Annotated in this window: 8 protein-coding genes and 1 pseudogene; all 9 read left to right on the top strand. The window is 72.1% G+C overall.

Features of this window, described 5'->3' with window-relative positions:
- The first annotated feature begins 64 nt into the window (after nucleotides 1-64).
- Complete coding sequence (gene ndk, locus ABD299_RS05395; RefSeq protein ID WP_344259321.1) at nucleotides 65-490, top strand: nucleoside-diphosphate kinase; 426 nt, start codon at nucleotides 65-67, stop codon at nucleotides 488-490.
- Nucleotides 491-786: 296 nt separating this feature from the next.
- The gene (locus ABD299_RS05390; protein ID WP_344259801.1) at nucleotides 787-1,806 is read left to right on the top strand and encodes a rod shape-determining protein; all 1,020 of its coding nucleotides are present in this window, start codon (nucleotides 787-789) and stop codon (nucleotides 1,804-1,806) included.
- Nucleotides 1,807-1,890: 84 nt separating this feature from the next.
- Nucleotides 1,891-2,928, top strand: coding sequence for a rod shape-determining protein MreC (gene mreC, locus ABD299_RS05385; RefSeq protein WP_344259319.1), 1,038 nt, complete (start codon nucleotides 1,891-1,893; stop codon nucleotides 2,926-2,928).
- A gap of 3 nt (nucleotides 2,929-2,931) precedes the next feature.
- Nucleotides 2,932-3,633 carry a rod shape-determining protein MreD gene (mreD, locus tag ABD299_RS05380; protein ID WP_344259317.1) on the top strand — a complete coding sequence of 234 codons (702 nt, stop codon included), beginning with the start codon at nucleotides 2,932-2,934 and terminating at the stop codon, nucleotides 3,631-3,633.
- Complete coding sequence (gene mrdA, locus ABD299_RS05375; RefSeq protein WP_344259315.1) at nucleotides 3,630-5,732, top strand: penicillin-binding protein 2; 2,103 nt, start codon at nucleotides 3,630-3,632, stop codon at nucleotides 5,730-5,732. Before mreD ends, mrdA begins: the two co-directional genes overlap by 4 nt.
- A 10-nt stretch (nucleotides 5,733-5,742) precedes the next feature.
- On the top strand, nucleotides 5,743-6,933 hold the full coding sequence (gene rodA / locus ABD299_RS05370) for a rod shape-determining protein RodA (protein WP_344259313.1): 1,191 nt from the start codon (nucleotides 5,743-5,745) through the stop codon (nucleotides 6,931-6,933).
- 64 nt (nucleotides 6,934-6,997) lie between these two features.
- The gene (locus ABD299_RS05365; protein ID WP_344259311.1) at nucleotides 6,998-8,929 is read left to right on the top strand and encodes a TIGR03960 family B12-binding radical SAM protein; all 1,932 of its coding nucleotides are present in this window, start codon (nucleotides 6,998-7,000) and stop codon (nucleotides 8,927-8,929) included.
- A 145-nt stretch (nucleotides 8,930-9,074) separates the two neighbouring features.
- Complete coding sequence (locus ABD299_RS05360) at nucleotides 9,075-9,854, top strand: TIGR03936 family radical SAM-associated protein (RefSeq protein ID WP_344259309.1); 780 nt, start codon at nucleotides 9,075-9,077, stop codon at nucleotides 9,852-9,854.
- Nucleotides 9,855-10,053: 199 nt separating this feature from the next.
- Nucleotides 10,054-13,327, top strand: a pseudogene (locus ABD299_RS05355) (Rne/Rng family ribonuclease); the annotation flags it as partial.

Below are 13,327 nucleotides of genomic sequence, written 5' to 3'. Positions count from 1 at the left end.
CGGCGGGCTGCGGGTATGGTGCGGCTCATCCCGCGACTCATTCCCCGGTACTTGGAGTTGTCCCATGAGCCAGCGCACCCTGGTCCTTCTGAAGCCGGACGCCGTCCGGCGCGGCCTCGTCGGCGAGATCGTCGGCCGGATCGAGTCGAAGGCGGGCTGGCGGATCACCGCGCTGGAGATGCGCACGCTGGACCGTGCCACGCTGCAGGCCCACTACGCGGAGCACGCCGGGCGGCCCTTCTACGAGCCGCTGCTGGAGTTCATGACCTCCGGGCCCAGCGTGGTGATGACGGTGGAGGGCGAGCGGGTCATCGAGGGCATGCGGGCGCTGGCCGGGCCGACCGATCCGATCGCCGCACCGCCCGGATCCATCCGCGGTGACTTCGGGACCATTGTGCGGGAGAACCTCATCCACGCGTCGGATTCCGAGGAGTCCGCCGAGCGCGAGGCGAAGATCTTCTTCGCCGCCGCGGCCGATTCCCCCGCCTGACGGCAGTTCAGCCGCGATGGGCTTCCCACCTGGAACGACTGCCGTTACGGTATGCGCCATCCGGGTATGTACAGTCGTACGAGGGAACCCTTCACCCGGACACGACGTCACCATGATGGAGGCCGGGCCGGGTTCGGCCGACAATGGCGGGAGCGGTGCTCCTGCGCTCCGTGTTCGACCGGCCGTGGATACGATGGCATAACCGCGATCCGCAGTGCAGCTCATCGCACCCCCTGCCGACCTCCCGCACTTATCGCTCCAGCTGGAAGGCCAGACGTATCCCCATGGCGAACAGTATGTCGTTCATCGGCCGTGACATGGCAGTGGACCTCGGGACGGCCAATACGCTGGTGTATGTCAGAGGTCGCGGGATCGTCCTCAACGAGCCGTCCGTCGTGGCCATCAACACCAACACCGGCGGGATTCTCGCGGTCGGGTCCGAGGCCAAGAAGATGATCGGCCGGACCCCGGGCAACATCGTGGCGGTCCGTCCGCTCAAGGACGGTGTGATCGCCGATTTCGAAATCACCGAGCGGATGCTCCGCTACTTCATTCTGAAGATCCACAAGCGGCGCTATCTGGCCCGGCCCCGGGTCGTGGTCTGCGTGCCCTCCGGCATCACCGGAGTGGAGCGGCGCGCCGTCATCGAGGCGTCCACCCAGGCCGGTGCCCGGCAGGTGCACATCATCGAGGAGCCGATGGCCGCGGCGATCGGCTCGGGGCTGCCGGTCCACGAGGCCACCGGCAACATGGTGGTGGACATCGGCGGCGGCACCACCGAGGTCGCCGTGATCTCGCTGGGCGGCATCGTCACCGCGCAGTCCATCCGGGTGGCCGGTGACGAACTGGACAACGCGATCATCCAGCACATCAAGAAGGAGTACAGCCTCCTGCTCGGCGAGCGCTCCGCGGAGACCATCAAGATCACTATCGGCTCCGCCTTCGACCTCGACGAGGACGAGCACACCGAGATCCGCGGCCGGGACCTGGTCAGCGGCCTGCCCAAGACGGTGGTCATCTCCTCCACCGAGGTCCGCAAGGCCATGGAGGAGCCGGTCAACGCCATCGTGGACGCCGTCAAGACGACCCTCGACAAGTGCCCCCCGGAGCTCTCCGGCGACGTCATGGACCGCGGCATCGTCCTCACCGGCGGCGGGGCCATGCTGCGCGGCCTGGACGAGCGGCTGCGCCGCGAGACCGGCATGCCCATCCACATCGCGGAGAACCCGCTGGACTCCGTCGCGCTGGGCTCCGGCAAGTGCGTCGAGGAGTTCGAGGCCCTGCAGCAGGTCCTGGACGCACAGCCCCGGCGGTAGGCGCGCGCGCCGCCCCCGCGGACCGGCGTCCGCCGGCCCGCCCGCTCCTGACAGGACACATCCAGAAAGGCACGGCCGCCGCACGTGAGGGACACACGAGAGAGCCGGCTGCTTCTCGTACTGCTGGTATCCATCGCTTTCGCGCTGATCACGGTGGACATCCGCGGGGGCGAGGAGTCACCGCTCGACGGCCCGCGGCGGGTGGCCGCCACGGTCTTCGGCCCCGTGGAGGCAGGTCTGGCCTCCGCGGTCGACCCGGTGGGCAACGCCATCGGCGCCGTCCGCGACTCCGGCAGCAGAGCCGACCGCATCAGTGAACTGGAGCGGGAGAACGCCGAACTGCGCCAGCAGCTCGGCAGCGACGTCCACCGGGACTCCCGCGTCGAGCAGCTCGACGAGCTGCTGCGGACCGCCGGCGCCGGACAGTACGGCATCATCGGCGCACAGGTCATCGCCATAGGGCCCACCCAGGGCTTCTCCTGGACCGTGACCATCGACGCCGGCAGCCGGGACGGCATCGCCCGCGACATGACGGTGCTCAACGGTGACGGCCTGGTCGGCCGCGTCACCACCGTCGGCCCTCGAACAGCGACCGTGCTGCTGGCCAACGACCCCAACTTCACCGTCGGCACCCGCATGGAGGGCAGCAACGAACTCGGCTTCGCCACCGGCCGCGGCGACAACGCCCTCGACGTCCAGCTGCTCAACCACCGGGCGAACGTCAAGAAGGGCGACCGCATGGTCACCTTCGGCTCGGAGGGCAACAAGCCGTTCGTGCCCGGCGTACCGGTCGGCGAGGTCATCGGCGTCGACCCCGCCGCCGGCGACCTCACCCGCACCGTGCGGGTCCGCCCCTACGTCTCCTTCAGCCGCCTGGACCTGGTCGGGGTCGTCGTCGAACCGCCCCGGGAGAACCCGCGCGACTCCGTGCTGCCGCCCCGGCCCGAGGACGCCAAGGAGGAGGACGAGCGGATCGAGTCCCGCCGGGCGGCCGGGGACGACGAGGACGACGACACCGACCGCGAGGACGACGTTCACGACGGCCCGGACGGCTTCGGCGGCCCGGGCGACGACACCGACTCCGCGGAGGACGCAGAGCCCTCCGCACCGGGAGCTGACTGACCGATGCGCGTGCACCGCACCCTTCTCGCGACCCTCCTCGTCGTCGTGGCGCTGGTCCTCCAGGTCAGCGTCCTGGCCCGGCTCCAGCTCCCCGGCGCGGTCCCGGACCTGCTGCTGCTCACCGTGCTCGGCCTGGCCATGGTCTACGGGCCCGTCGGCGGCGCCCTCGTCGGCTTCGGTGCCGGACTGCTCGCCGACCTCGCCCCGCCCGCCGACCACGCCGTGGGCCGCTACGCCCTGGTCCTGTGCCTCGTGGGCTATGTGGCCGGACTGACCAGACCCGAGACCGGCCGCCACCGTTCGGCGACCGTGCCCATGCTCGTGGTCGCCGCCGGGGCGCTCTCCTCGACCCTGCTGTACGCCGGGGTGGGCGCCCTGGTCGGTGACACCGCCGCCCGGCACGTCGGGCTGGTCGGCCTGCTCGTCACCGCCACCCTCTACGACCTGCTGCTGGCGCCGTTCACGGTGCCGCTGGTGATGGCCATGGCCCGCCGGCTGGAGCCCGACCCCCTGGCGGAGGGCGCACCCGGCGGCACCGCGGCGATCCCCGACAGCGGCCCCCGCTGGCCGCGCACCACCGGCCCGCGGGCCGGGCGCTTCGGCCGCTTCGGCCGCGGCCCGGTCATCGGAAGCCAGCGCGGCAGCCTGCTGAGCCGGTCCGCACGCAACCGGGCCGGCCGCATCAAGGGAGTGAAGCGCTTGTGAGCAACATCCCCGAGACCGGCAGGTCCTCCCGCGTCACCATCCGCCTGGTCATCATCCAGATACTGGTCGTCTCCCTGCTGCTCACCCTGGGCGGCCGGCTGTGGTACCTGCAGATCCGGCAGGGCGACGAGTTCGCCGAGGCGGCCGCGGGCAACCACGTCCAGCAGGTCGTGCAGACGCCGGTGCGCGGCACCATCTACGACGCCCGTGGCGTTCCGCTGGCCGACAACGAGACCCGGCTGGTGGTCTCCGCCGACCGCACCGAGCTGCTCAAGCAGCGCGACCGCGGCGCCCAGGTCCTCGCCGACCTGGCGGAACTGCTGGGCATGGAGGAGGACGACGTCCGCAACCAGGTCCGGCTGTGCGACGCGGAGACCCCGCAGCCGTGCTGGAACGGTTCGCCCTACCAGCCCATCCCGATCACCGACGAGGCCACCACCCAGCAGGCGCTGCAGATCCGGGAACGCTCCGAGGACTTCCCCGGGATCATGGCCGAGCCGACCGCGGTGCGCCGCTACACCGCCCCCTACGACGCGCGGACCGCCCAGGTGCTCGGCTACCTCTCCCCGGTCACCGACGAGGAGGTCGCCGCGTCCGAGGACACCGCCTCCCCGCTGCTGCGCTCGGACATGGTGGGCCGCTCCGGCCTGGAACGGTCCTACGACGGCTACCTGCGCGGCCAGTCCGGGGTCACCCGGTACGAGGTCGACAAGTTCGGCCGGGTGCTGCGGGAGACCGAGGCGGAGAAGGCGGTTGCCGGCGCGAGCATCGTCACCAGCCTCGACGCCCGGGTGCAGGCGCTCGCCGAGCAGGAACTCGCCCAGGCCATGAAGGACGCCCGCCTGGAGCGGGACCAGATCACCGGGCGCAACTACGAGGCGGACGCCGGCGCCGTGGTGGTCATGGAGTCCAGGACCGGCCGGGTGGTCGCCATGGCCTCCAACCCCGACTACGACCCCAACGCCTGGGTCGGCGGCATCTCCGCGGACGAGTACCGCAGGCTCACCGGGGACGACTCCAACTACCCCCTGCTGAACCGGGCCATCCAGGGGCAGTCGCCCCCGGGGTCGACCTTCAAGGTCGTCACCGCGGCCGGTGCCGTCAACGCCGGCTACGAGTTCGACGGCCGCCACAACTGCTCCGCCTCCTACAGCCTGGGCAGCCAGACCTTCAAGAACTTCGAGTCCCGCGGCTACGGCCCCATCACCATGGGCCGCGCCCTGGAGGTCTCCTGCAACACCGTCTTCTACCGCTTCGGACACGCCGAATGGCAGAAGGACGGCGGCGCCAAACCGAAGAACAAGCCGAACGATTGGCTGTACCGGGCCGCGCACGACTTCGGCCTGGGCAGCCCGACCGGCATCGACCTGCCCAACGAGGTCCCCGGAAGGATCCCGGACCGGCAGTGGAAGCAGGACTACTGGGAGGCCAACAAGGACCTCTGGTGCAAGATGGGGGAGTCGGACAACAACGACTACCAGCACCGGCTCGCCCGCGAGAACTGCCAGGTCGGCATGACCCTGCACGCCTACGACGCCATCAACTACTCCATCGGCCAGGGCGATGTCCTGGTCACCCCGGTGCAGATGGCGACCATATACGCCGCCATCAGCAACGGCGGCACCCTCTGGGAGCCGTCCGTCGGCAAGGCCGTGATCGCCGCCGACGGCACCGTCGTCGAGGAGATCGAGCCCCGCGAGGCCGGCCGGGCCCCGGCGAGCGACCGGACCATCCGGCAGCTCCAGGAGGCGACGCGGGCCGTGGTCACCCGCGGCACGGCCTCCTGGCGTTTCCAGGGCTGGCCGCACGACGAGATCCCGCTGCACGCCAAGACCGGAACGGCGACCACCGAGGGCAAGCAGTCCACTTCCTGGCTCGCGACGTTCTCCGACGACTACACCATCGTCATGACGATCTCCCAGGCCGGCACCGGCTCCGGGGCCTCCGGGCCGGCGGTGCGCCGCCTGTACGAGGGGATCTACGGAGTCCAGGAGGACGGCAGCATCGACCGGAGCAAGGCACTGCTGCCCACCCCGCAGAAGGATCTCCCCGAGATCGACGAGAACGGCACCATCGTCGCCCCGCGCGACGACGAGTGAGGGCGCATCCTTGAGCATCCGCACATACACCAACGGCTCCATAACCACCCGGCAGAGCACCTGGCGCAGGCTCACCGCCCGCGACTCGGTGTTCCGCCGGGTGGACTGGATCCTTCTGCTGGCCGCGGGGGCCCTGTCGCTGCTCGGCTGCCTGCTGGTGTGGTCGGCGACCCGCAACCGCACCGAGATCAACAACGGCGACCCGCAGTACTTCCTGATCCGCCAGCTCATCAACCTGGCCGTGGGCGTCGCCCTGGCGGCCGGCGTGATGTGGCTGGGCCATCACCGGCTGCGCGGGGCCGTCCCGGTGTTCTTCGGCTTCTCGGTGATCGCGATGCTGCTCGTCTTCACCCCGATGGGCACCGAGATCAACGGCCAGCGGGCCTGGCTGTCCATCGGGGACTACACCCTCCAGCCAGGAGAGTTCGCCAAGGTCGCCGTGATCCTGGCGATGGCCATGGTGCTGGCCGCCCAGGTCGACGCGGGGGACCGTGAGTACCCGGGCCACCGGGCCGTCCTGCAGGCGCTCGGGCTCGCCGCGATACCCCTGGCCATCGTCCTGGTCGACGACCTGGGCATGGCCATGGTCATCGGCGTCATCGTGCTGGGCATCCTGGTGGCCTCCGGGGCCTCCATCGGGTGGACGATCGGGCTGGTCCTGGCCGGCATCGTGGGCGGCGTGCTGGTCTGGCTGTTCGACGTGCTCGACGAGTACCAGATCAACCGCTTCGCCGCCTTCGCCAACCCCGCCCTGGACCCCTCGGGCGCCGGCTACAACACCAACCAGGCCCGGATCGCCATCGGCTCCGGGGGCCTGGAGGGCAAGGGGCTCTTCCAGGGCACCCAGACCACCGGTCAGTTCGTCCCGGAGCAGCAGACGGACTTCATCTTCACCGTGGCGGGGGAGGAACTCGGCTTCATCGGCGCCGGCGGGATCATCCTGCTGCTCGGCGTCATCCTGTGGCGGGCGCTGCGCATAGCCAACGGCGCCACCGAGCTGTACGGCACCATCATCGCCGCCGGCATCGTCGCCTGGTTCGCCTTCCAGTCCTTCGAGAACATCGGGATGACGCTGGGCATCATGCCGGTCGCCGGCATCCCGCTCCCCTTCCTCTCCTACGGCGGCACCTCGATGTTCGTCACCTGGATCGCCATCGGCCTGCTCCAGTCGATCCGGATGAAACGTCCATTGGCCGCCTGACGGGACCACCCAGTACGCTGAATGGTCAGCTTCCCCTCCCCACCCCATCCCGGAGACATCCCACATGCCTGTCGAGTCGGTCTTCCCGCGCCTGGAGGAACTCCTCCCGCACGTCCAGAAGCCGATCCAGTACGTCGGCGGTGAGCTGAACTCCACCGTCAAGGACTGGGACTCCTGCGACGTCCGCTGGGCCCTGATGTACCCGGACGCCTACGAGGTGGGCCTGCCCAACCAGGGCGTCATGATCCTCTACGAGGTGCTCAACGAGCGCGACGGGGTGCTGGCCGAACGCACCTACAGCGTCTGGCCCGACCTGGAGGCCCTGATGCGCGAGCACCGGGTCCCGCAGTTCACCGTCGACGCGCACCGCCCGGTCGGCGCCTTCGACGTGCTGGGCGTCTCCTTCTCCACCGAGCTGGGCTACACCAACCTGCTCACCGCCCTGGATCTCTCCGGCATCCCGATGCTCGCCCGGGAACGCACCGAGGACCACCCGCTGGTCGTCGCCGGAGGCCACGCCGCCTTCAACCCCGAGCCCGTCGCCGACTTCGTCGACGCCGCCGTGCTCGGCGACGGCGAGCAGGCCGTACTGGAGATGACCGAGACCATCCGGGCCTGGAAGAACGAGGGCCGGCCCGGCGGCCGCGACGGGCTGCTGCTGCGCCTGGCCGCCACCGGGGGCATCTACGTCCCGAAGTTCTACGACGTCGAGTACCTGCCCGACGGCCGCATCGCCCGCGTCGTGCCGAACCGCTCCGGGGTGCCGTGGCGGGTCTCCAAGCACACCGTCATGGACCTCGACGAGTGGCCCTACCCCAAGCAGCCGCTGGTGCCGCTCGCCGAGACGGTGCACGAGCGGATGTCGGTCGAGATCTTCCGCGGCTGCACCCGCGGCTGCCGGTTCTGCCAGGCGGGAATGATCACCCGCCCGGTCCGCGAGCGGTCCATCACCGGCATCGGTGACATGGTCGACAAGGGCCTGCGCAGCACCGGCTTCGAGGAGGTCGGCCTGCTCTCGCTGTCCTCGGCCGACCACAGCGAGATCGGCGACATCGCCAAGGGCCTGGCCGACCGCTACGAGGACGACAAGATCGGGCTGTCCCTGCCCTCCACCCGGGTCGACGCCTTCAACATCGACCTGGCCGACGAACTCACCCGCAACGGGCGCCGCTCCGGCCTGACGTTCGCGCCCGAGGGGGGCAGCGAGCGCATCCGCAAGGTCATCAACAAGATGGTCTCCGAGGAGGACCTGATCCGCACCGTCGCCACCGCCTACGGCAACGGCTGGCGGCAGGTGAAGCTGTACTTCATGTGCGGGCTCCCGACCGAGACCGACGAGGACGTCCTGCAGATCGGCGACATGGCCGTCAGGGTCATCGCCAAGGGCCGCGAGGTCGCCGGGTCCAACGACATCCGCTGCACCGTCTCCATCGGCGGGTTCGTGCCCAAGCCGCACACCCCCTTCCAGTGGGCGCCGCAGCTCTCCGCCGAGGAGACCGACGCCCGGCTGGAGAAGCTCCGCGACAAGATCCGCGCCGACAAGCGGTACGGCCGGTCCATCGGCTTCCGCTACCACGACGGCAAGCCGGGCATCGTGGAAGGGCTGCTCTCGCGCGGCGACCGCCGGATCGGCGAGGTCATCCGCGCCGTGTACGAGGCCGGCGGCCGGTTCGACGGCTGGCGCGAGTACTTCTCCTACGACCTGTGGATGAAGTGCGCGGACGCCGTGCTGCCCGCGCACGGCGTGGACGTCGACTGGTACACCACCCGCGAACGCACCTACGAGGAGGTCCTGCCCTGGGACCACCTGGACTCCGGTCTCGACAAGGACTGGCTCTGGGAGGACTGGCAGGACGCCCTCGACGAGACCGAGGTCGAGGACTGCCGCTGGACACCCTGCTTCGACTGCGGGGTCTGCCCCCAGATGGGCAGCGAGATCCAGATCGGGCCCACCGGCCGCAAGCTGCTCCCGCTCTCGGTCGTCGACGGGCAATGACCCCGTGGCCGGGCCGCACCGGGCGGTGTCCCCGTCCGGCCCCGTCACCGGCCGCGTACCCTGGGCACAGACAGCACGCACGATCACGAGGGACTGAACGACACTGGGCAAGCGACAGCCCGTAGGCCCGCCGCCCGCAGCCGCGGTGCAGCGGATCCGTCTGCGGTACACCAAGCGCGGTCGTCTGCGGTTCACCAGCCACCGCGACTTCCAGCGGGCCTTCGAGCGGGCGCTGCGCCGCTCGGCCGTCCCCATGGCCTACTCGGCGGGCTTCACCCCGCACCCCAAGGTCAGCTACGCCAACGCCGCGCCGACCGGGACGGCCAGCGAGGCCGAGTACCTGGAGATCGCGCTCACCGCTCCCCGCGACCCGGCGGAGCTGCGGGCCGGACTCGATGCCTCGATGCCCGACGGCCTCGACATCATCGACGCCGTCGAGGCCCGCACCACCGGCTTCGCCGAGCAGCTCACGGCCTCCTGCTGGGAGCTGCGCCTGGACGGCGTCCAGCCGGCCGAGGCGGAGCGGGCCGTGGCGGCGTTCCTGGCGGCGGAGGCTGTCGAGGTGCGCCGGCAGACCAAGAAGGGCGTCCGCACCTTCGACGCGCGGGCCGCGGTGGCCTCGCTGGAGGTGGCGGCCCCGGCGGGGCCCGATGGGCCGGGCGGGGGGCCCTGTGCGATACTGCGCCTGGTGGTACGGCACCTCACACCTGCCGTGCGACCCGACGACGTCCTGTCCGGTCTCCGCGCCACGGCCGACCTGGCGCCGCCGGTCCCCGCAGCGGTGACCAGGCTGGCGCAGGGGCCGCTCGATGAGGAGACCGGCACGGTGACCGACCCGTTCGCGCCCGACCGCGACGCCGCCACGGCCGCCCCACCCAAGGCCGCCGGGCTGCGGGACGCGGCGGTGCCGGAGGTCACCGGATAGATGCCGCCGCATGCACCGCCGAGCCGCCAGGCGCCAGGGAGCCACTCGGGTCCGGCTGTCCCGGCCGGTGCGCCGACCATAAGACTTTCGCCGTAGCCGGGCCGGGAACGTCCGGAACCGGCGAGCGACACATACAGCTCCCGAGCGGCGCCCGCCCCACCGGCGCGGCGCCCGGGAGCGTGACGGGAGAACCGCCCGCATGCACGAGTCCCACGAGTCCGCTCAGGCGGACGGCGCCGAGCGCGCCGAGCACAGCACCCCCAGCGACAGCCTGCCTCCCCGGCGGCGCCGGGCGGCGTCCCGCCCCGCGGGACCGCCGGCCGAGGCCGCCGGGGAGCCCGCGGCACATCTGACGGTCCCGGCACCCGCCGACGGCACGCCCGCGACGGCGGACGACGCGCAGTCCGGTGCGGCCGCCGCTCCGTCACCGCAGGAGCCGCCGGCCGAGGCGGCACCCCCGAGGGCCCGCCGCCGCGCCACCCGCAAGGCCACCGCCCCGCAGACCTCACCTCCCCCCGCCCCGGCCGCGGACCCCGCCGCCGTTGCCGAGCCCGCCGCTGCTCGCGGGAGCCGGGAAGAGGCCGCCGAGCCGCCGGCGGCGGAGCCGGAGCCGGAGGCGAAGCCGGCGCGTACCCGTCGCCGTGCGACCCGCAAGGCCGCTGCCGCGACACCTCCCGCCGAGGCCCCCGAGGAGAGCAAGGCCGTCGAGGAGGCCGGGGCCGCTGGGACGGCTGGGGCTCCCGAGGAGGCCGTTGCCGAGCCGCCCGTGGCGGAGCCGGAGCCGGAGGCGAAGCCGGCGCGTACCCGCCGCCGCGCCACCCGCAAGGCCGCCGCCGCGGCACCCCCCGCCGAAGAGGCCGAGAAGGCCCCGGAGAAGGCCGAGGCCCCTGAGACGGCCGAGGCCGCCGGGCCGTCCGACGCCGATGGGCAGGCCCCGGCCGATGTCGCCGAGCCCGCTGCCGAGCCGGAGGCGAAGCCGGCGCGTACCCGCCGCCGTGCGACCCGCAAGGCCGCCGCCGCGCCGGAGAAGGAGGCCGCCGGCCCCGCACCGGAACTTGCGGCGGAGTCCGCCGAGAAGGAGCCGGAGGACGTTCCCGTCCGCCGCCGCGCCACCCGCAAGCCGGTCCGGTCGAAGGCGGCCCGTACGGCGGAGCCCGCCGCGGAGGCGGAAGCCGCATCGGGCCGGACAGCCCCGGCGGTGGCCCCGCCGTCGGCCGTCTTCCAGGCGCCGGTCTTCCAGGCACCGATGTTCCAGACCCCCGAGCGCGCCGCCGCGGAGGCGGCACTCGCCGAGGAGCCCGAGGAGCCCGAGGCCCCGGAGGAGACCGAGGAGCCGATCGCGGAGGCCGAGGAGGAGACCGGGGACACGGAAGCCGCCGCCCGCGAGGACGAGGAGGAGGCGGGGGAGCGCCAGTCGCGCCGCCGTCGCCGCGGCGGGNGAGACCGGGGACACGGAAGCCGCCGCCCGCGAGGACGAGGAGGAGGCGGGGGAGCGCCAGTCGCGCCGCCGTCGCCGCGTCGGCCGTCGCCGTCGCCGGGGGGAGACCGCCTCGCTGGCCGCCGAGGCCGCCGGGGAGGAGGGCCGCGGTTCCGCCGAGGAGGCGGAGGCCGCCGCACCCGCCGGTGAGCAGGAGACCGGTGCCGGGACAGCCGAAGCCGAGGAGGAGGGCGAGGCCGCCGGCGACGCGGAGGAGGCCGGCGGCGGATCGCGCCGTCGCCGTCGCCGCCGTCGCCGGAACGGCGACGCCGCCGAGACGCCCGCCGCCGGGGACGACCCGGAGCGCACTGTGGTGAAGGTCCGCGAGCCGCGCCGGAAGAAGGACGAGGGCACCGACACCTCCGGGGACGGGGTCACGTCCATCAAGGGCTCGACGCGGCTGGAGGCGAAGAAGCAGCGCCGCCGGGAGGGCCGTGAGCAGGGCCGCCGACGGGTGCCGATCATCACCGAGGCCGAGTTCCTGGCCCGCCGGGAGGCCGTCGAGCGGGTGATGGTCGTCCGGCAGAGCGGCGAGCGCACCCAGATCGGCGTGCTGGAGGACGACATCCTCGTCGAGCACTACGTCAACAAGGAGCAGGCGACCTCCTACGTCGGCAACGTCTACCTGGGCAAGGTGCAGAACGTGCTGCCGTCGATGGAGGCGGCGTTCGTGGACATCGGCAAGGGCCGCAACGCGGTCCTGTACGCGGGCGAGGTGAACTTCGAGGCACTGGGTATGGGCCACGGCCCGCGCCGCATCGAGTCCGCGCTGAAGTCCGGCCAGCCCGTGCTGGTGCAGGTCACCAAGGACCCGATGGGGCACAAGGGCGCCCGGCTGACCAGCCAGATCTCGCTGCCCGGCCGGTACCTGGTCTACGTGCCCGAGGGCTCGATGACCGGTATCAGCCGCAAGCTGCCGGACACCGAGCGGTCCCGGCTCAAGCAGATCCTCAAGCGGATCGTCCCGGACAACGCGGGCGTGATCGTGCGCACCGCCGCCGAGGGCGCCACCGAGGAGGAGCTGACCCGCGACGTCGAGCGGCTCCAGGCGCAGTGGGCGGAGATCCAGCAGAAGGCCAAGAAGGGCAACGCCCCCACGCTGCTGTACGGCGAGCCCGACATGACGGTCCGCGTCGTGCGGGACATCTTCAACGAGGACTTCTCCAAGGTCGTCGTCAGCGGTGAGGACGCCTGGGAGACCATCCACGGCTACGTCACGCACGTCGCTCCCGACCTGGCCGGGCGCCTGCAGAAGTGGACCTCGGAGGTGGACGTCTTCGCCACCTACCGGATCGACGAGCAGCTGATGAAGGCACTGGACCGCAAGGTCTGGCTGCCCAGCGGCGGCTCGCTGGTGATCGACCGGACCGAGGCGATGATCGTCGTCGACGTCAACACCGGCCGGTTCACCGGGCAGGGCGGCAACCTGGAGGAGACGGTCACCAGGAACAACCTGGAGGCGGCCGAGGAGATCGTGCGGCAGCTGCGGCTGCGGGACCTCGGCGGCATCATCGTGATCGACTTCATCGACATGGTGCTGGAGTCCAACCGTGACCTGGTGCTGCGCAGGCTGCTGGAATGCCTGGGCCGGGACCGCACCAAGCACCAGGTGGCCGAGGTCACCTCGCTCGGCCTGGTGCAGATGACCCGCAAGCGGGTCGGCCAGGGGCTGCTGGAGTCCTTCTCCGAGCCGTGCGTGCACTGCAACGGCCGCGGCCTGATGGTGCACATGGAGCAGGCGCACGCCCCGGCCGGTGGCGGGGGCGGCAAGAAGTCCCGGAAGAAGGGGAAGGGCGCGGCCGCCGAGCCGCAGCCCGAGCCCGCGGTGGAGGCGGAGGTGCCGGCCGCGGTGGCGGCCGAGGCTGTCGCCGAGCCGGTGGAACCGGTGCAGGCCGAGGAGCAGCCCCCGTTCGTGCCGGACGAGGAACTGTACGGGAGCGTCGCCGAGGCGCAGGAGGCCGCGCGGCGCGGAGGCCGGGCCGCCCGCCGCCGGGGC

This window comes from Streptomyces sodiiphilus, assembly GCF_039529215.1.
Classification (GTDB): Bacteria; Actinomycetota; Actinomycetes; order Streptomycetales; family Streptomycetaceae; genus Streptomyces; species Streptomyces sodiiphilus.
The sequence above is the reverse complement of the archived record's forward strand: the minus strand, read 5'-3'. Positions and strand labels throughout refer to the sequence as shown.

Excerpts from the sequence above, each read along its gene's own strand:
- ndk (WP_344259321.1), top strand. The coding sequence starts at position 65 with ATGAGCCAGCGCACCCTGGTCCTTCTGAAGCCGGACGCCGTCCGGCGC.
- ABD299_RS05390 (WP_344259801.1), top strand. The coding sequence starts at position 787 with ATGTCGTTCATCGGCCGTGACATGGCAGTGGACCTCGGGACGGCCAAT.
- mreD (WP_344259317.1), top strand. The coding sequence starts at position 2,932 with ATGCGCGTGCACCGCACCCTTCTCGCGACCCTCCTCGTCGTCGTGGCG.
- ABD299_RS05365 (WP_344259311.1), top strand. The coding sequence starts at position 6,998 with ATGCCTGTCGAGTCGGTCTTCCCGCGCCTGGAGGAACTCCTCCCGCAC.